12 protein-coding genes and 3 pseudogenes are annotated in these 18440 nt (G+C 68.8%); 10 read left to right on the plus strand and 5 right to left on the minus strand.

From position 1 onward, the window contains the following. Window positions 1–45 precede the first annotated feature (45 nt). A pseudogene (locus AB5J53_RS00820) lies at window positions 46–241 on the minus strand (transposase); the annotation flags it as partial. 232 nt (window positions 242–473) lie between these two features. Here AB5J53_RS00820 and AB5J53_RS00825 point away from each other — a divergent pair. The 10 genes and pseudogenes from AB5J53_RS00825 to AB5J53_RS00870 all read left to right on the plus strand — a co-directional run bounded on the left by AB5J53_RS00825 (window position 474) and on the right by AB5J53_RS00870 (window position 13445). Beyond that, a complete protein-coding gene (locus tag AB5J53_RS00825; RefSeq protein WP_369243715.1) occupies window positions 474–1526 on the plus strand; it encodes a hypothetical protein in 1053 nt (350 codons plus the stop codon). A 26-nt stretch (window positions 1527–1552) separates the two neighbouring features. Further along, window positions 1553–1717, plus strand: a pseudogene (locus AB5J53_RS00830) (SAM-dependent methyltransferase); the annotation flags it as partial. A gap of 341 nt (window positions 1718–2058) precedes the next feature. After that, window positions 2059–2514, plus strand: a complete 456-nt coding sequence (locus tag AB5J53_RS00835) for a MerR family transcriptional regulator (protein ID WP_369243716.1) — start codon at window positions 2059–2061, stop codon at window positions 2512–2514. 13 nt (window positions 2515–2527) lie between these two features. Next, the gene (locus tag AB5J53_RS00840; RefSeq protein ID WP_369243717.1) at window positions 2528–3607 is read left to right on the plus strand and encodes an NAD-dependent epimerase/dehydratase family protein; all 1080 of its coding nucleotides are present in this window, start codon (window positions 2528–2530) and stop codon (window positions 3605–3607) included. 321 nt (window positions 3608–3928) lie between these two features. Beyond that, window positions 3929–4576 carry a hypothetical protein gene (locus tag AB5J53_RS00845; protein WP_369243718.1) on the plus strand — a complete coding sequence of 216 codons (648 nt, stop codon included), beginning with the start codon at window positions 3929–3931 and terminating at the stop codon, window positions 4574–4576. A 31-nt stretch (window positions 4577–4607) separates the two neighbouring features. Beyond that, a pseudogene (locus AB5J53_RS00850) lies at window positions 4608–4769 on the plus strand (IS5/IS1182 family transposase); the annotation flags it as partial. A 289-nt stretch (window positions 4770–5058) separates the two neighbouring features. Next, on the plus strand, window positions 5059–7143 hold the full coding sequence (locus AB5J53_RS00855; RefSeq protein ID WP_369243719.1) for a SpoIIE family protein phosphatase: 2085 nt from the start codon (window positions 5059–5061) through the stop codon (window positions 7141–7143). Between the two features lie 299 nt (window positions 7144–7442). Continuing rightward, entirely contained in the window at window positions 7443–7658 is a 216-nt protein-coding gene (locus AB5J53_RS00860) for a hypothetical protein (RefSeq protein WP_369243720.1), read from the plus strand. Between the two features lie 495 nt (window positions 7659–8153). Then, window positions 8154–9632, plus strand: coding sequence for a glutamate--cysteine ligase (locus AB5J53_RS00865; RefSeq protein WP_369243721.1), 1479 nt, complete (start codon window positions 8154–8156; stop codon window positions 9630–9632). 660 nt (window positions 9633–10292) lie between these two features. Beyond that, complete coding sequence (locus AB5J53_RS00870; protein ID WP_369243722.1) at window positions 10293–13445, plus strand: SpoIIE family protein phosphatase; 3153 nt, start codon at window positions 10293–10295, stop codon at window positions 13443–13445. Between the two features lie 115 nt (window positions 13446–13560). Here AB5J53_RS00870 and AB5J53_RS00875 read toward each other — a convergent pair whose 3' ends face one another. The 4 genes from AB5J53_RS00875 to AB5J53_RS00890 all read right to left on the minus strand — a co-directional run bounded on the left by AB5J53_RS00875 (window position 13561) and on the right by AB5J53_RS00890 (window position 17981). After that, window positions 13561–14019 (minus strand): Fur family transcriptional regulator, encoded by a 459-nt coding sequence (locus AB5J53_RS00875; RefSeq protein WP_369243723.1) that lies wholly within the window; start codon window positions 14017–14019, stop codon window positions 13561–13563. Continuing rightward, window positions 14016–14399 carry an ATP-binding protein gene (locus AB5J53_RS00880; RefSeq protein ID WP_369243724.1) on the minus strand — a complete coding sequence of 128 codons (384 nt, stop codon included), beginning with the start codon at window positions 14397–14399 and terminating at the stop codon, window positions 14016–14018. Before AB5J53_RS00880 ends, AB5J53_RS00875 begins: the two co-directional genes overlap by 4 nt. Before the next feature lie 1068 nt (window positions 14400–15467). Continuing rightward, on the minus strand, window positions 15468–16040 hold the full coding sequence (locus tag AB5J53_RS00885; RefSeq protein WP_369243725.1) for a hypothetical protein: 573 nt from the start codon (window positions 16038–16040) through the stop codon (window positions 15468–15470). A 702-nt stretch (window positions 16041–16742) separates the two neighbouring features. Further along, window positions 16743–17981 (minus strand): IS256 family transposase, encoded by a 1239-nt coding sequence (locus AB5J53_RS00890; protein WP_369251977.1) that lies wholly within the window; start codon window positions 17979–17981, stop codon window positions 16743–16745. Window positions 17982–18440 lie beyond the last annotated feature (459 nt).

Consider the following 18440-nt stretch of genomic DNA (forward strand, 5'->3'; position numbering starts at 1 on the left):
GCCCGTCCCGGCCACCACGCCAGGGAATTTCCGCCGGCGCGCCGATCGGCGATGAGCAGTCGGGCCCGACGGTCCGAACGAAGGAGCAAGCTGCCGCCAAGTGCAGCCCGAGGCGGCCGCAAAGATGATCGCCGCCGGCACCTCCCGATCTCCATGCCGCCGTCGGCCGCCGCCCCCACGACCGCGAGGGCGGCTCGGGCACCACTCGCTGGAAAAGCTCCCACTGCTCATCCGGCGCCATGCGCTCCACGATCCCCACAGCCGCAGGCCACCGGGCCGTCAACGCGGGCACGGACTCGTCGCCGTCGGCACGGGCGACCCGGCCCACGCCGTGGCCGAAGCGGTCACCCGGGCGCTGGCGGTCGACTCGCTGGCCCGCACGGCCCTCGCCGTGGCCGCCACCGGCGCTCCCCTGCGTCCGATCCCCGACGAGGACATCGCCGAACTGCCCGATCCGGGACCGGCGTTCAACCATGGCCGACGCCGTACGGGCGCTCGAGGAGTCGTACCGCGATCTCGCCGACGGAGTCGGGATCTGCCGTCCGCGCATCGACCTGTCCCTGCCCGTCGACGACACGCGGGTGTACCGGTGGGGAACCATGGAGGGTAGCTCCGCGCGCAGCGGTTACGTCGCCATCCGGATGAAGTCCGACGTGCTCAGGGAGACCGGCCCGCCCGGGCTGCGGACGCAGGAGAAGTACTGCGTGCGGCCGGGGCGGTTCTGCGGGCTGGTGCTCCTGCTCGACGCGCGGACCGGCGAGCCCGTGGCCCTGCTCAACGACGGGTTGCTGCAACACCTGCGCGTAGGTGCCGATTCAGCCATCGGTGTGCGTTTCGGTGCCCGCGCGGACGCCCGGGTGCTGGGTCTGCTCGGCTCCGGGGGCATGGCGCGCAGCCACGTCGAGGCGTTCTTGGCCGTGCGCCCGCTCGAACGGGTCCAGGTATACAGCCCCACCCGGCGCCACCGGGAGCGCTTCGCCGCCGAGATGCGGGAGCGGCACGGCCTGGAGGTGGTGGCGGTGGACGAGCCCGAACAAGCCCAGCACGGCGCCGACATCGTGGCGGGCTGCACCGACACCGTCGGCGACGTCGTCTTCGGGCACCATCTGCGCCCGGGAACGCACGTCACCTGTGTCGGAGGGCGGCCCGACGCGCGGGCACGGGATCGCTTCGACGTGTGGCTGCGGCTCGGCAGTGCCAGTGCGCCCGCCTCGGCTCCCGGCTGGGCCACCGAGGACGAATACGTGACCTACCGGGCCCGGCCGGACGCCCCGGTCTGGCGGCACCATCACGACAGAGGCGGACACCGGCCGCCCCAGCACGCCCGGCTGGTCCGCCTCGACGCCGCCCTCGCCGGCCACGACCGTGCCCGTGACGACGAGGAGCAGGTGACGTTCTCCGAACGCGGCAACATCCAGGGCGCCCAGTTCCACGCCGTCGCGGCGGTCGTGTACGAGCGCGCCAAGGAGCGCGGGCTCGGCCACGAGATCCCGCGCGATTGGCTGCTGCAGGACATCCGCGAATGAGCACGGCAGCGGGGCGCCCCCTGCCAATGCCGGTAGGGGCCGAGCCCGTTGCATCCGCACCGCCGCCACACGCACAGCAGGCGTCGTCGCAGGCAGAGGCAGACGTACGGCAGCCCGAGCGCATCGTCGAACACGCCCGCAGCGTCCTGGACTTCACCCGTCCGATCGCACTGTCACTCATCGCGCTGGTGGTTCGAGCGGCCGCTGCGCCGCCTCAACCGGCGCCCGAGCGTGCGGACGGTGGCGGCACCCCGGCCGGCCCGAGCACCTGTGAGCGGAACTGCATCGGATGCAGGTGCCGAGGTTCGGAGAACCCGACGAACCGCCAGGTGGACGCACCGCGCCGGAGTAATCGTGGCTGTGCCGATCGATCCATGACGTTCCGCCCGATCGCCCGAGGCTGAACGGGAGTTGGCGTTCGTTGCTTGGGGATCCAGACCCGGCCATTCCGCTACGCCATTTGGGAGACGCGCGTCACATTGCCCAAATGCCGGATTGACTTGAAGCGCTTCAGGTATCGGAGGCTTTCTGCATGGCAGCAGCGAGGACAGAACAAGCCGTGGGCCTGACCATCCAGGAGATGGCTCGCCGATCGGGTTTCACCGAGCCCACACTCCGCTACTACGAGAAGATCGGCCTGCTGGGAAAAGTCGCCCGGGACGAGTCCAGCGGTCATCGCCGGTACGAGCCCACGACCGTGGACCGCATCGAGGCGCTGTCCTGCCTGCGTTCGGCGGGGATGACGGTCAGTGGGATGCGCCGCTACCTGGACCTACTCGCGCAGGGAGACTACGCGGCGGCCGAGCAGCGGGATCTGTTCGCCTCGCAGGCGGAAAAGCTGGCCGCCGACATCGAGCAGCTTCAGCTGCGCCTGACGTATCTGCGGCGCAAGGCAGACCTGTGGGATGCCCGTGTCCGTGGGGACTCGGCCGCCGAGAAGCGGGCAATCGAAGCTGTCACGCGCGTAATGGACCAATTCACGTACTGAAGGACTGAGCAAGATGAGCACAGAAGATTTCGCCGCCTCCCCCTCAGAACTCGGGACGGTACTCGTCACCGGTGGTACCGGCTTTGTCGGCAGCCACTCGGTCGCCCGGCTGATGAGCGAGGGGTATCGAACCCGTGTGACGGTTCGGGAGTCCGGACAGGAGGCCGAGGTACTGGCAGCGCTCCATCAGGCCGAGGTCGATCCGGCGGGCCGGCTGGAGTTCGTCGTCGCCGACCTCAGCGCCGACCGCGGCTGGGTGGAGGCCATGGACGGTGTCAGCCACGTACTGCACCACGCGTCGCCCTTCCCGTTCACTCCGCCCGAGACGGAGGACGAAATCATCCTCCCCGCCCGTGACGGCGCCCTGCGGGTCATCTCCGCGGCCCGAAAGACCGGCGTCCCGCGCGTGGTAATGACGTCGTCCTACGCCGCGGTCGGATACACGCTGAAGCCTGACAACCACTACTCGGAGGCGGACTGGACCGACCCGGACACCGAGGGCCTGCCTGCCTACCACAAGTCGAAGGTTCTCGCCGAGCGTGCGGCCTGGGACTACGTCCACACCCATGGAGACATTGAGCTGACGGTCGTCAACCCGACTGGCATCTTCGGTCCTCAACTGGGCAACCGGCCGTCCGGCTCGGTCGGTCTGGTCACGCGCATGCTGACCGGGCAGATGCCGGTGGTGCCGATCATGTACTTCGGCGTCGTCGACGTGCGTGACGTCGTGGATCTGCATCTGCGCGCCATGCTGCACCCGAAAGTGGCCGGCGAGCGCTTCCTCGCCGTCAGCGGACCGTCGATCAGCCTTTTCGACATGGCACAGATCCTGCGTGAGCACTTCCCCGCCGCAGCCGCACTACTGCCCTCCGCAGAGCTGACCATCGAGGAGGTGCGCGAGGCCGCGAGGACCGAGCCGGCCCTGCGGGATGCCGCAACTCTGCAGGGCAGGATTCCCGTCATCAGCAATGAAAAGGCCCGTTCGATGCTGGGATGGAACCCCCGGGACGTCAACGAAACGATCCTGGCAACCGCGGACAGCCAGATCCGGCTGGGCCTGACCCTGCCCGAGGGCGACAGCCCCGCGCCGTGACCGACATGGGCAGCCGGACGCGGGACGAAGCTCGGCGAAGGTCCCACGTCGAAGTCATACGACGGAACCGGCGAGTGCTGCCTGACCGGCTCCAGCACGTCGCCTGCATCAGACGTAGTCCCAGTCGCCATGCCGCCCCCTCACGCTGCAACAGCCTCTGATCCTGCGGTCCAGAGCTTCCGCGACGTGATCCATAAGAGAAGCCCTGAGCGATGAAGCCCTGACCGGCGACGAGGCTGACGGTCCTCACGGCGTCATCCGCCTACGCACAACCACCGCGGGCGGGTGGCCGAAACACGCCGATGGGGGCACGCTTGAACTATGAGCGTGCACCCTTCCCCAGACGCTCATGATGTGCTGCCCCTGCTGTCTCCGATGCTCGCGGTGATTGGCGCGCCGCCCGGTCCGGAGACGGAGGCCGAGTTCGCGTTTGAGACGCTCTGGAACGGGGCCCGGGTCATTGCCTATCTGCCCGGCGACGGAAGCGTGCGGCTGTTGTCCCAGACTGGGATGGATGTCACCGCGCAGTACCCCGAACTCCAGGCGCTCGCCAGACTCCTGCCCGCGCCGGAGGCCGTGCTCGACGGCGAAATTGTCACCTTCGACGGTGACGGACACCCGTCGGTGGAGCGCCTGCAGCAACGCATGAGCCTGCACCACCCCGAGGCCATCGGCCACGCAGCCAATGACCTGCCGATCCAGCTGATGCTCTTCGACATCCTCTACCTCGGGGAGCCGACGGTGCAGCTTCCCTACACCGCCCGCCGGGACCTCCTCGATGACCTGGGCCTTGCCGGTCCCGGCATCGCGACGCCCGCGGCCTGGCCCCCACTCGCCACCCAGGCCATGGAGCAAAGCCTCTATGAGGGCTTCGACGGCGTGGTCGCCAAACGTCTCACCAGCCCCTACCTGCCCGGCCGCCGCACCCGCGACTGGATCAAAATCAAGCACCTGAACGCCGGAAAGTGAGCACACCCGGCCCCGCAGCCCCTCGTGCGCCTCGCAGCGGCTGGGCCGCCACCGCTTGACCATCGAGCGCACCATGGCGGGGCTCGCCGACGGTCGCCGCCTGACACGACGCCACGAGCGCAAAGGCGACCACTTCCTCGCCTTCACGAGCCTCGCCAGCGCACTCATCTGCTGCCGCAGGCCCGCGAAATGAGATGACTTCTTGGGCCCGTGCCCACACCTGCCAGGTCCCCCGCATCCAACGCCGCCCAACCAGACGATTGCGCTTCGCCACCCGAGCGGACACGCAGCACCAATTCAGCCAGGCCGGAGGTCCATGGGGAGCATCATGCCCGCCTACCTCGGTTTGGACATGCCAATGCGCTGCCGCTGGGCAATGTGAGGGGCCAGAGGGAGCATGGAAGCACGGGTATTCAGAACCGAGGCGTGCGGCGTTGCCTGCAGAGGTCGGCATGTCCTGCCCTGGTGGAGGAAGGTCTGGGATGACAGCCGAATCCTTCCAGTTCAACGGTGACGAGTTGGACCTCGAGCCGTCCCGGCCGATCGGCCTGCTGGATGTGCTGAGCGTGGCCGCGGTGGTCCTGGACGCCGGCGGGCGGATTGTGTTCTGGACCCCTCAGGCCGAGGAGCTCTTCGGCTATACCGCGGAAGAGGCCCTGGGCAAGTACGCAGCGCGACTGTTCATCCACCCGGAACATCTGAAGGCTGTCCAAAGTCTTTTCGCGGAGGTGCTGGAGACCGGCCGGAGCTGGGCCGGCGCCTTCCCCATCCGGCACAAGGACGGCACCACTCGGCTGATGGAGTTCCGCAACATGCGGCTGCTCGACGATCTCGGGGATGTGTACGCCCTCGGCATCGCGGCCGACCACACCCTGCTCCAGCGCGTCGAAACCGACCTGGCCCTGTGCGAGCGGCTGATCAACCAGTCCCCGATCGGCCTCGCACTCCTGGATCCCGACCTGCGCTACCTCTTGGTCAACCCCGCACTGGAGCGCATCGACGGCATACCCGCCGAAGACCACATCGGGCGCCACATGAGGGAGACTCTGCCCTTCCCCGACGTCGACACCATCGAGTCCGCCCTGCGCCAGGTGCTCACCACCGGAACCCCTCTGCTCGACCAGTTCCACGTGGGCCGCCCCCCGGCCGACCATGACCATGAGCACGACCTCGAGCACGACCATGCCTGGTCCCTCTCCTTCTACCGGCTGGAGGACCCCGGCGGGCGGGTCCTGGGCGCCGCCACCTCGGTCGTCGACGTCACCGAGCGGCACCGCGCGGCCACCCAGGCCGACCGGGCCCGGCGCCGCCTGGCTCTCATCGCCGACGCCTCCATCCGCGTCGGCACCACGTTGGAGGTGGAGCAGACCGCCCACGAACTGGCCGAGATCGCCACCCCCGAGCTCGCCGATGTGGTCGCCGTGGACATTCTCGACTCCGCCCTGGCCTGCCGCCGCTCACGCAGACCGGACAACGGCCCGGAACTCTTCCGCGCGCTTGCCCTCAAAGCGGCGCATCCCACGGTGGCCCTGCGTGCCGCCGACCCTCCCGGTGACCTCGCCGCCTACGGGGGCGACCGCCTGGTCACCCTGTGCGTCCACACCGGCCGACCGGTCCTGGTACGCCACGTGGGCGACCACGATCTACAGCGCATCGCCCGCGACGCCGAGGCCACCGCACTCCTGGCCCGCGCCGGCGTCCACTCCTATCTCGCCGTGCCGTTGATCGCCCACGGCGAAGTGCTGGGCGCCCTCGACCTCAAACGCACCCGCAACCCGCTCCCGTTCGACCAGGACGACGTCATCCTGGCCACTGAGCTCGCCACCCGCGCAGCCGTGGCCATCGACAACGCCCGCTGGTTCCAGAGCGTGCGCAACACCGCCCTGACCCTCCAGCGCAGCCTGCTGCCCGACCACGCGCCGCACCACACCGGCCTGGAACTCGCCTCCCGCTACCAGCCCGCCCAGAGCACCAGCGAAGTCGGCGGCGACTGGTACGACGTCATCTCGCTGGCCGACGACAGAACCGCGCTGGTCGTCGGCGACGTCATGGGCAACGGCATCGACGCAGCCGCCACCATGGGCCGGCTGCGCACCGCCACCTGCGCCTACGCAGACCTCGACCTCGCCCCGGACGCCGTGCTCCAGCACCTGGACAAAATCACCTGCGATCTGGAGCACTACATCGTCACCTGCCTCTATGCCGTGTACGACCCCCACACAAGGCAGTGCCACATCGCCAACGCAGGACACATGCCGCCCGCGATGGCCCGCCCCGGCCAGGCTCCCGCACTGCTCGACCTGCCCTCCGGAGCCCCGCTCGGCGTCGGCGGCATCTCCTTCGAGACCACGACGGAGGACTTCGGCCCCGGCGACCTGCTGGTCCTCTACACCGACGGCCTCGTCGAAACCCGGCAACACCCCATCGACGACCGCCTGAACGTGCTCCTCAGCTTCCTCGACGAACCCCAAAGGCCGCTCGAAGAGACCTGCGACCTCCTGCTGTACGGCCTGCGCCACCCCGACGACCACGACGATGTCGCCCTCCTCGTCGCCCGGGCCCTCTAGCCGATACAGCGGCCCACCCCGCTACACGTGGAGCCGCCGCCTTCTCCACAACACCGCCGCCACGAGAAGGGACGATGCCTGTTCACCGCACGCGAATCCAACGAATCGAGCACCCACCCAGGCTGACCAGCCGAGCTGCCCGTTGCGGTGTGGGCGGGTCGGCGGCGCAAAGCCGAATGCGGGACTGCGCGGCGCCTGCTGTCCGCGCTGGTGAAGCAGAGGCGCATCACCGGGCGGGGCCGAGGCGATCTTGGACAGTGTCCGCAGCAGCGACACCTCCCGTGATCAAGGAGAAAAGAATGCCCATCGATACCCTCGAACGATTCCTCGCCGCTCTGAGCCCACGCGCCCGAGAACACCTCCAGCAGCAACCACGCGAGGAGCAGGAAAAGCTCGCCGCCGCCTGGGAAGCAGAACTGAAGGCGGACACCGACCTCGACACCCTGAGCGAGCTGTCACCCGCCGCCGCCGAGAGCGAGGCAGCCACACGGGTCTTCAAGAAGCTCTTCGAGTAGCTGACATACGACATCCTGGCGGCCCGCTTCATATGTTCCGGCCGCCAGGGTGCATCTCACGCGACGCACGTCCCAGGCAACTCCTCGAGCAGCCTGTCGAGGATCACACCCTGCCCGAGGGGAAAGGCTCGCAGCATCGCGCTGACGACTACCCGTGCCGAGCCGGTGGGCGCGCACGCTCCGCGTCGGCGACCGGCGGTTGGATCTCGCCGGCCTCGATGCCGTACTCAAGGGCGAAGAACACGGCGGCAACGCGCTCCGCGATGTTCTACTCAAGGTTTCACCCCGAGTCCCCACACTTCGCCGACCGCGATGATCGGGTCGAGGCCTGAGGCGGCCTGGACCTGGTGCGACAGCCGTTCAAAGGTCCCGTCGGCCAACCGTGGCCTGCGCCGATCAGCCCGTGCCGCGATCCCCGTCTCGCCTGGTCAGGGCCGCCCGGCGGTGCGACGCTGGGGTGGAGAGGGGTCCGAGGAGGGAAACCCGGGAGGGCCGATGGGACGGGACGTCCCGGCGCTGGTTTTCACCCGCGAGGACCGTCGCCGGTACCGGATCAAGATGCAGGAGTGCCTCGACGCCCTCGCGCAGATGCTGCGCGATTCACGGTTCGAATCCGAACATCCCCAGGTGGGCCTGGAGATCGAGCTGAACCTGGTCGACGACGAGGCAGAGCCGACGATGTGCAACACCGATGTGCTCGAGGCGATCGCGGACCCGGCCTGGTCCACGGAGCTCGGCCGGTTCAACCTCGAGATCAACATTCCGCCCCGACGTCTGACAGCGGGCGGCCCCGACGCCTGGGAGTCCGAGATACGCGCCGCGCTGAATCACGCGGAGCAACGCGCCAGGTCGGTCGACGCACGTCTGATCATGATCGGAATCCTGCCTACCCTGCGGGAGGAGGACGTCGGCGAGACGGCGCTGTCGGAGAACGCGCGCTACCACCTGATCAACGAGCAGGTCTTCGCGGCTCGGGGCGAAGACCTCCTCATCGAGGTGGACGGCGTCGACCGGCTGCGGACCTACGCCGACACGATCACCCCCGAAGCCGCCTGCACCAGCACCCAGTTCCATCTCCAGGTGTCCCCGGAGGAGTTCGCCGATTACTGGAACGCCGCGCAGGCGATCGCCGGGATCCAGGTCGCGCTGGCGGCCAATTCTCCGTTCCTGTTCGGCAAGGAACTGTCGCACGAAACCCGTATCCCGCTGTTCGAGCAGGCGACCGACACCCGCCCACAGGAGATCAAGGTGCAGGGAGTGCGACCCAGGGTCTGGTTCGGAGAGCGGTGGATCAACAGCGTCTTCGACCTCTTCGAGGAGAACCTGCGCTACTTCCCGGCGCTGCTACCCCTGTGCGACAAGCAGGATCCAGCACAGACGCTGGACCGCGGCGACATCCCCGAACTGGCCGAGCTCACTCTGCACAACGGCACCATCTACCGCTGGAACCGCCCGGTCTACGCCATCGCCCACGACAGACCTCACCTGCGGGTGGAGAACCGTGTGCTGCCCGCCGGCCCGACCGTCGCCGACACCCTCGCCAACGGCGCCTTCTACTACGGGCTCACCCGAGCCCTCGTGGAGGAAGACCGGCCCGTGTGGTCGCGGATGTCCTTCTCGGCCGCCGAGGACAACCTGCACACGGCCGCGCGGCACGGCATTGATGCGCGGCTGTACTGGCCAGGGATGGGCGAGGTGCCGGTGCCCGAACTCGTCCTGCGCCGTCTGCTGCCTCTGGCGCACCGGGGACTGCAGCACTCCGGCATGGACGAAGCCTGGCGGGAGCCGCTGCTCGGCGTCATCGAGCAGCGGTGCGTCACCGCACGCAACGGAGCGGTCTGGCAGAAGGAGATGTTCCACCACATCGACGCCACCACCCATGCCGGCCGCCACGAGGCCCTGCGGCGGATGACGCAGCAGTACATCGACTACATGCACCTCAACGCCCCGGTTCACACATGGCCGGTCGACTGACGGAGTTCACCTCCGCGACGGTGGTTGATGGTGCCGGTATGAAGCGGCAACGCCTGACGGTGAGTGCCAGCGGGCGCCGAAGGGCTCGATCGTGGACGCCGTCGAGCCGCAGATCCGCGAACCAGGGCCTGACCACTACCGGCCAGATATGCGGCGGCCTCGGCGGCCATGCCGCCGCCGGGGCCGGGCCATCGCCAGGCACGCAGCGAACGTCGGGGCCCGCGTGGTTGCCGTGGGGCACTCCCCCGCGCGGCCCGCTCGCCCAATTCGCCGACGGCGGCTGCACCACGGCCCTCACCTGCACGGTCGTCCCAGCCGACCGGCGACGGCGCCGCGCACGCTCCGCGCGGACACGCTCGCCGAGCTGCGTGCCGGTCTGCGCTCCGGCAACGCCTGAGCCAGGTCGGGCGCGGCGGCGCGGACGTCGTACTGATGCCCCCGTCGCCGTTGCCGGGCGGGATGCGGCCGACTCCGGGTCATGGTTTTCGATCACCTCATCTACGCGCGCCCCGAACTGGCCGCCGTCGTGGCCGAGTTCACCGCGCCTGCGGTGCAGCTCCGGCCCCGGCCGCACCCACGTCGGGCGGGGCACCCTCAACGCTCCGCCAGGACGTGATCGACATGTTGATCACGGCTTCGAATCCGGCATAGCCTCGTGGAATGGTGCGGAGCGAGGCAGAGACTGTCGACGGCTATCTGGCCGAGGTGCCCGAGGAGCGCAGGCACGCCTTGACCAGGTTGCGGAAACTGTGCCGAGAGGAACTGCAGGGCTTCGACGAAGTCATGGCGTACGGGATGCCCGCATACGAGCGGGACGGCGCCGCGGAGATCGCGTTCGCCAGCCAGAAGCAGTACGTCTCCTTCTACCTCATGCGCAGTGACGTCCGTCAGGCGTTCGAGCAGCGGCTGGCCGGGCCGGACATGGGCAAGGGCTGCCTGCGTTTCCGCAGGCCGGAGAACATCGACTTCGTTCTATTGCGGGAGCTGCTCAAGGCCACCGCGGCCCGGCCCGGGCAAGATCTGCTGATACCGGCAGGTCGTCTGTGCCGCCCGGCACCTGGCAGGGCCAGGGAACAAGCTGAGACGAGGCGACACGGGCTGGTGGGGCCAACGGTCACGCGTCGACGTAGGGCCCGTTTTCGGTGGGGTGCTGCTCGGCGCGGTATTCCTCGACGGCCTGTGCACCCGTCGCGCAGGCCGTCGACCGCAGGATCGCCGTCTCACCGGCGGGGCGGGCGGCAGCACCTCGTGGGAGGCACGTGCCCGCGCAAGGCCGTGGACCGGCGTGAGACTGTGGTGCTAAGGATTAGGCCCCTTGAGGGGATCCGCACCATGGCGACAGAGGGCATGGCGTACGAATACCTCGCTGAGCCGTTCGACATCACCCGTGCGGCTGTGGTCGGCATCGACGCGCACGGTCTGATCGAGCGATGGAGCAAGGGCGCGCAGGCTTTGCTCGGCTACCGGGCACGCGAGGTTCTGGGGCGGTCTGCCGCCTCACTGCTGACAGGCGGAGCAGACCTCGCGTCCGCCGTGTCCGAGCCGTGCCGTGCGGGCAACGGCTGGGAAGGTCTGGTCGCCGCCAGGCATCGCGCCGGCCACCGTGTGGAACTGGCACTGCGCACCTGCCCGCTCCAGGACGGTGGTGGGCGCCGAAGCTGGCTTGCCGTGGTCACCGAGGTGAGCTCGCTGCGCAGGTGGGAACTGGGCCAGGCAGTGCTGCGCGGCCTGCTCGACCAGTCGCCCATAGGGATAGCCGTGGTGGACACCGAGCTGCGGTACCAGCTGGTCAACCGCGCGCTGGAACGCATGGACGGCGTGCCCCTCGAGCTGCGCGTCGGCCGCAGAGTCGGGCAGGCCGTGCCCGGGGAGGCCGAATCCACCCTCGAGTGGCAAGCCAGGCAGGCGCTGGACAGCGGACAGACGCTGCTGACGTTCCAGCATGCCGTGCCTGAACCGGACGAGCCCCTGCGAGGGGACCGTGAGCGCGTCAGGCTCTGTGCGTCCTTCCGGTTGCAAGACCGCACCAGCCGCGTCCTGGGCGTGTGCCACACCGCGGTGGACGTCACCGACCAAGGCCGGGCCCGCCGGCGACTCGCCCTGGTGAACGAGGCGAGCAGCCGCATCGGCACCACCCTGGATCTGGACCGGACCGTGCGCGAGCTGGCCGAGATCGTGGTGCCCCAGGTCGCCGACTTCGTCGCCGTCGACCTGCTGGAAACGGTTTTGGCGGCCCGCGAACTCGCGCCCGTCGCGGTGGACGGAGCGACAGTGCTGCGCCGCGCAGCGCACCTCTCGATCCAGGAAGATCAGCCCGAGGTCGTGGTCACAGCCGGTGATCCCACCCGCTACCCGCCCACCTCCCCGCAGAGCCGATGTCTGGCCACCGGTCGCTCGATCCGCGACCCGGTCATCGACGAGTCGACGTCGTGGCTGGCCCAGGACCCGCTGCGCACGGCCAAGCTGCGCGTTCTCGGTGTGCATTCCCACCTGGTCGTCCCCCTCCAGGCCCGAGGAAAGACCATGGGCGTGGCCACGTTGCTGCGCTGGAAGTCCCCGGAGCCCTTCGACGACGACGATCAGCTTCTCGTAGAAGAACTCGCAGCCCGCGCGGCCGTCTGCATCGAGAACGCCAGACGTTTCACCCGCGAGCACAACACCGCACTCGCCCTCCAGCACAGCCTGCTCCCCCACGGCCTGCCCGAGCAGAGCGCGGTCGAGGCGGCCTACCGCTACCTTCCCGCCGACACCGAAGCCGGGGTCGGCGGAGACTGGTTCGACGTCATCCCGCTGTCCGGCGCACGGGTCGCCCTGGTCGTCGGGGACGTGGTCGGACACGGTATCCACGCCGCGGCCACCATGGGCCGACTGCGCACCGCTGTGCAGACGCTCGCCGACCTCGACCTGCCGCCCGACGAGCTCCTGGCCCGCCTCGACGATCTGGTGATCCGACTCGCGGACGAAGCCGACGCCGCCGACGACGCCCGGGTGATCGGCGGGACCTGTGTATACGCCGTCTACGACCCCATCTCACGCAAACTCACCGTCGCACGGGCCGGACATCCCAGCCCCGCCATAGCGCACCTGCGTGAACCAGTGGAATTCCCCGACATACCCGCCGGGCCACCGCTCGGACTCGGCGGCCTGCCCTTCGAATGCGCCGAGATCGACATCGAGGAAGGAAGTGTGATCGCCTTCTACACCGACGGCCTCATCGAAGCCTCCGACCGCGACGTGGACGTCGGCTTCGAACGGCTCTGCTTCGCGCTGGCCCACCCCGACCGACCACTCGAAGAAATCTGCAACACCATGGTCCGGATGCTGCTGCCCGAGCACCCACGCGACGACGTCGCCTTCCTCGTCGCCCGACCCCGCACGCTCAGCGCCGACGACGTCGCCTCCTGGGACGTACCCGCCGTTCCCTCAGCCGTCCACACCATCCGGCAGATGGCCAACCGGCAACTGAGCGCCTGGAACCTCGACGACGCCGCATTCACCACCGAACTCATCGTCAGCGAACTCGTCACCAACGCGATCAGGCACGCCTCCCAGCCCATCAGCCTCCGCCTGATCCGAGAACGCACCCTCATCTGCGAGGTGTCCGACAGCAGCAACGCCTCACCACGCCTACGCCGCCCCGTCAGCACCGACGAAGGCGGACGCGGACTCTTCCTCGTCGCCCAGGTCGCCCAACGATGGGGAACCCGCTACACCCCCCAAGGCAAAACCATCTGGGCAGAACTACCACTGCCCTCCGAACAAGCCCACCCCTCACCGAACCGGACGCAGATAGGCAATACCGGACCGACATGAGTAACAGCGCCCCGCCGTCCAGCGCCGCAGCGGCGCCGGGCCGCCGCGCCGCGGCGGGGCGGGGCACTGGACCGTCTGATGCGAAAACCGGAGTACGGGCGAAAGCCGCGCGTTGTCAGGACGCAGGGGCCGTCGCCTGGCAGCCGGGGCACAGGCCCCAGAAGGTCACGGCGGCCTCCTGGGTGAGATACCCCTCCGGCAGCTGCGGTTCCATGCATGGAGCCGCGCCCACGCTGCATGCGACATCACGGATGTCGCCGCAACGGCAGCAGACGAAATGGTGGTGATTGTCGTGACGCTCGGTCTCATAGCGGGCCGGATGCCCGGCAATCTGCGTGCACCGCACCAGACCGGCATCCGTGAGCGCGTGCAGGACGTTGTAGGTCGCCTGCAAGGAGAGGCGCCCCGTCACCTGCTGAGCCCGCTCACGCACAGTGTCGGCATCGAGATGGCCCAGCGACTCGGCAACCACCATCAGCACGGCCATGCGTTGGGCCGTCACCCGTAGGCCGGCCCCACGCAAGCGTGTCACCGCCTGCGCCATGGGCTCCGCGCCGGTCGTCGCGGGCGTCATGCCGCCTCACTCCCCCTGCCGCCCTCCAGGGCCTGCACGCCCTGGAACTCCAGCCCCTCCAAGCCGCCCGGCCCCCTCCCCTGCGGATCCATTCGCTCCGGGCCGCAGGAGTCCGCGCCGGCGGACAGCTCGAACCACACGCTCTTCCCCACCGGCCCCCGCTCACAGCCCCACCGTGCGGCCAGCATGTCCACGAGCGCCAGTCCTCGGCCCCCCTCGTCCTCCAGGCCGGCTTCCGTCAGGCGAGGAGGCTGCGAAGAACCGTCACCGACCAGACAGCGCACATCCGACACCCACTCCAAGGTCAGGCACAGCGGGCCGGCGCCATGCCGCAGCGCGTTGCCCACCAACTCACTCACCAGCAACTCGGCGGTCGCCACGAGCTCCCCTAGACCCCACCGGGGCAGCACGTCACGTATCGCTTTGCGCGCCACGCCACACGCGGCCAGCGACCACGGCAGAACCCACGGCCCACCGACGAATGACTCCACCATCCCAGCGGAGGACATGGGCAGGCCAGGGCCGAGGGCAGCCGGATCGGCGACTGCTCCCCACGTGCGGGATTCTCCGGGGACTGTGCGTTCCATGACGGCCTTCGGGAGACGGATACGAACTCTCATTCCACCGTAGGGCTGAACTGGAATCAGTCAAGTCTTTAGATAGCACCACATTTAACGACACGCCCAAAATAGTCGAAAATCTCCGGGTACGGACGACCGGCTCCAGAAGCACACGGGGGCAGGGCGGAGCCTCCTGGACGGCTCTCCCGTTCAAGGGGCCCGCCGGTGGTGCCACAGGGCAGGCCGGCCCCGCCTGCCATTGGCCGATGCGCGTCGGTCAGGCGCCGCCGTCCTCGGCAACGCTCCGGATGCGGGAGTGGCCCGCCATCGGCGGAAACGCTCCAGATGCCTGCCCACACCCCGAGACACCAGCCCCGGACAACGTCCCGCACGAACCGAGGCCCGAGTCGCCGCTGGGCCTGAGTGCTGATGCGACAGGCGGATGAGCTGGCGATGACTCCGTTCGCATGACGTACGGCCTCCGCTGCAACCAGCCAGTCCACGAACCGACTCCTGGCATGCAGAACCGATACCTCATGTGAGGAGATCCTTGTGGCAGCCCCAGCTTTCGAGTCCGGCACGGCTCCGGCACAGACCTTCGTCGACCCCTACGCCTGCGACGAGCCCGGTTCCTCTTGGTGGGAGCCGACCCCACGGCCGGTGCAGGACGAGTACCTGCTGCCGGCACCGGATCCCGCCCGTCGCCTCGACATCACGATCAGCCCCGCGCGACCGAAGGCGGCTGGACCTGCATGCCGCCCTGACCGCTGTCGGCGTCCCGCCCCGGTCCGACGACCGGCAAGCCATCGAGCAGCTCAGTGCCCTGTCCGACAGCATCAACGCCACCATCCAGCGCTGGATCCACCACTCCGCATAGCAGGGCTGCGGTCAGTGGCCGCCGGTGGGACGATCGCAGCCGGTGTGGTCGGGATAGCCGCCGAAGGCATCGGCCTGAGTGGAGTCGCGATTCATCGTGCCCTCCACACACAGCGGGAACGCGTCGATGAGGAAGCCGACCCCGGTGGGACCGTTCTGGTACGCCTGCACCTTCCCGGCGGAGAAGCCAAGGGCGGTCAGTGCGCTGTGGGTGCTGCCCGGGTCGAAATCACCGCGCTCACGCAGCGGTTCGAGCGCGCCTTCGACACGCCGGACGGCTGCGAGCCCATCGCAGCGGTGCCGGCCGTGCAGCGGAAAGGGCACCATGAAGCCATGGTTCTCGGCGTAGTGGTCGGGCGGCGGTGTGGCCGGGCCTGAGCTCTGTGCTCTCGCCGATGGCGTGGGCGTGGGGCTCTCGCCGGGGCACGGGAAGTCCACCGGTTTGCTCGGCGTCGCCGCGGTCCGCGAAGGCGCTTCCGCCCCTGCGGCGCCCGGCCGGTGCGTCCCGCACCCGGTAACCAGTAGGGCCAGCACCGCCATCGGCAGCATCCCGAACCGGGCACCCGTCGTCCTGATCATCCTCATGCCCTGATCCTCCCTCGCGCCGAACCCGGCGTCATGAGTCTTCTGCTCAGAGCGGCTTGATACGCAACCGCACCAATCAGCCGGAGCGGTAGCCGACACCGCCGTGCGGCGCGGCCGGCCCGGGGCATGGCCTACGGTTCCTGTTTCGGATCACGGCAGGCTCGTGTGTCCTCGCATCGCAAGGGTCGGCGGATCCCGCACCGACCCCTGCTCTGGGGCCCATTGAGCATGGCGCGGTTGTCGCCTTTGTCGGCGGCCGGTAGGGGGAGGAACGTGAGCGTGCGCGCTGCTTCCTTCAACGGCTTCGACGACCGCTGCGGCGAGCAGGTCCTCACGCTCCGCCGCCTCACCGACGGGTCATCCCGCGCCCCGCCGACCCAAGGGCGTGACCTCACGCGACGCACCGATCACAGATCGCAGCACTCGGCGACCGTCGCCCCCGTCGGGCCGGCCGCACGCCGGGCCGTCCCTGGTTACCCAAGGCCGGGCCGACCGGCCACGGGGACGTATTGCGCGAGGTGCTCAAGCACGACGGGCCCCTCGGTGCTGCCACGGATTGAAGCCCACGCAAGTGTCAGCCTCCTGCACCGACCGTCGCCCAGCCAGCAGCAATGATCGCGGCGGTGGCCACGACGAGTATCACGGCCCGTGCCACCACCCGCACATCCGACAGGGTCGTGTCCCTCGTCGTGGTGTTGGGGATCAACTGGCGGGCGTGTTTGGAGTGTTGGGCAGCGCCGGGTCGCTTTCGGGGAGTTCGCGGTAGATCTCGCCCATGCTGCCTTCGGGGAGGTAGCGGCGGGGAAAGGCGATCCATTCGTCGTGCATCTCGAAGAGCACGGCGGTGACCAGCCGGATGAGCGCGTCGTCGTTGGGAAAGACCTGGACGACATCGATCCTGCGCTTGATCTCCCGGTTCACCCGTTCCAGCGGGTTCGTCGACTGGATCTTCTTCCAGTGCCGCGGCGGGAAGTCCGCGAACGCGGTCAGATCCTCCTTCGCCTCCAGCAGCATCGCTTTGACCTTGGGGAACTGGGTGCCGAGCATGTCTGCGACGGTGTCCAGCTGCGTGCGCACGAGGCCGGCGGTGGGCTGGGTGAAGATCGTGCGGATCGTCGCGGCGACCATTTCACCGGAATCCCGGTCGATCACGCTGAAGGCATTTCGCAGGAAATGAACCCTGCACCGCTGCCAGGCGGCGCCGAGCATCACCTTGCGGACCGCAGCGACCAGCCCGGCGTGCTGGTCGGTGATGACCAGGCGAACCCCGGACAGGCCGCGCTCTCGCAGCGAGCGCAGGAATTCCTTCCAGAACGCCTCGCTCTCGCTGTCGCCGACCATCAGGCCCAGGACCTCGCGGTTGCCGTCCTCGGTGATGCCGGTGGCGACGACCACGGCCCGGGAGACGATCTGATGGTTCACCCGCGCCTTGCAGTAGGTCGCGTCCAAGTAGACGTAGGGGAAGCGGACGTGGTCCAGCGGGCGGGTGCGGAATGCGGTCAGCGGCTCATCCAGCATCGTGCAGATCCGCGAGACCTCGGACTTGGAGATCCCGCTGTCCCCGCCCAGGGCTTTGACCAGGTCATCGACGCTGCGAGTGGAGACGCCATGCACGTATGCCTCCATGATGACCGCGTAGAGGGCCTGGTCGATGCGGCGCCGGCGCTCCAGCAGGCTGGGGAAGAAGCTGCCGGTGCGGACCTTGGGGATCTCCAGGTCCAGGTCGCCGGCCAGCGTGGTCAGCACCTTCTCGCGGTGCCCGTTGCGGACGTTGGTCCGCGTCGGCGTGCGCTCGTTCCACTCCGCACCGATGTGAGCACTCGCCTCGGCCTCGATCAACTCCTGCACCATTCGCTCGGCGATGGCGCGGATGAGCTCGATTCCGTCGGTCGAGCGTAGTGACTCAAGCAGCCGTATCAGTTCAGACTGGGACAGGGCCATCGTGCACTCCTCGTGGTTGAACTGGGCGTTCACCAAGGAGAGTTACGCGATGGCCCACCTCCTGTTCAGGGAGCGGTCCTCACCCGTGGAAGTGCGCCCCGGGCAGACGCCCGCGCACTCCCAGCCACTGATCCCGTACACCACGACAAGGGACACCATCTCCGACAGGGCCGACCGCGGCAAAAGATGGCCTTCCCTGTCGGCGACGACGCTGCTTCCTGACGTCCAAGCGGCGGCTTCGGTTGCCTGTTCCGGCCCGCAACACTCGCAACCCGACCGTGCGGGAGAGTCGACCATCAGCCAGTACGCACCCAGCAGTGAGGCCGGAACAGCAGGGCCCAGAACACCGTCACCATTCCTGTCCGGTTCCATGCTCAAGCAACGAACACACCGCAGTGCAGAAACGGTTACGTCCACTCCGCACACCGCACGAGGGGTGAGCCAGCGTGCGGCGCTTGA

It is taken from the genome of Streptomyces sp. R41, from assembly GCF_041053055.1.
Taxonomy (GTDB): Bacteria; Actinomycetota; Actinomycetes; order Streptomycetales; family Streptomycetaceae; genus Streptomyces.

Excerpts from the sequence above, each read along its gene's own strand:
- AB5J53_RS00865 (WP_369243721.1), top strand. The coding sequence starts at position 8,154 with ATGGGACGGGACGTCCCGGCGCTGGTTTTCACCCGCGAGGACCGTCGC.
- AB5J53_RS00890 (WP_369251977.1), bottom strand. The coding sequence starts at position 17,981 with ATGGCCCTGTCCCAGTCTGAACTGATACGGCTGCTTGAGTCACTACGC.
- AB5J53_RS00835 (WP_369243716.1), top strand. The coding sequence starts at position 2,059 with ATGGCAGCAGCGAGGACAGAACAAGCCGTGGGCCTGACCATCCAGGAG.
- AB5J53_RS00860 (WP_369243720.1), top strand. The coding sequence starts at position 7,443 with ATGCCCATCGATACCCTCGAACGATTCCTCGCCGCTCTGAGCCCACGC.
- AB5J53_RS00885 (WP_369243725.1), bottom strand. The coding sequence starts at position 16,040 with ATGAGGATGATCAGGACGACGGGTGCCCGGTTCGGGATGCTGCCGATG.
- AB5J53_RS00825 (WP_369243715.1), top strand. The coding sequence starts at position 474 with ATGGCCGACGCCGTACGGGCGCTCGAGGAGTCGTACCGCGATCTCGCC.
- AB5J53_RS00845 (WP_369243718.1), top strand. The coding sequence starts at position 3,929 with ATGAGCGTGCACCCTTCCCCAGACGCTCATGATGTGCTGCCCCTGCTG.
- AB5J53_RS00870 (WP_369243722.1), top strand. The coding sequence starts at position 10,293 with ATGGTGCGGAGCGAGGCAGAGACTGTCGACGGCTATCTGGCCGAGGTG.
- AB5J53_RS00875 (WP_369243723.1), bottom strand. The coding sequence starts at position 14,019 with ATGACGCCCGCGACGACCGGCGCGGAGCCCATGGCGCAGGCGGTGACA.
- AB5J53_RS00855 (WP_369243719.1), top strand. The coding sequence starts at position 5,059 with ATGACAGCCGAATCCTTCCAGTTCAACGGTGACGAGTTGGACCTCGAG.
- AB5J53_RS00840 (WP_369243717.1), top strand. The coding sequence starts at position 2,528 with ATGAGCACAGAAGATTTCGCCGCCTCCCCCTCAGAACTCGGGACGGTA.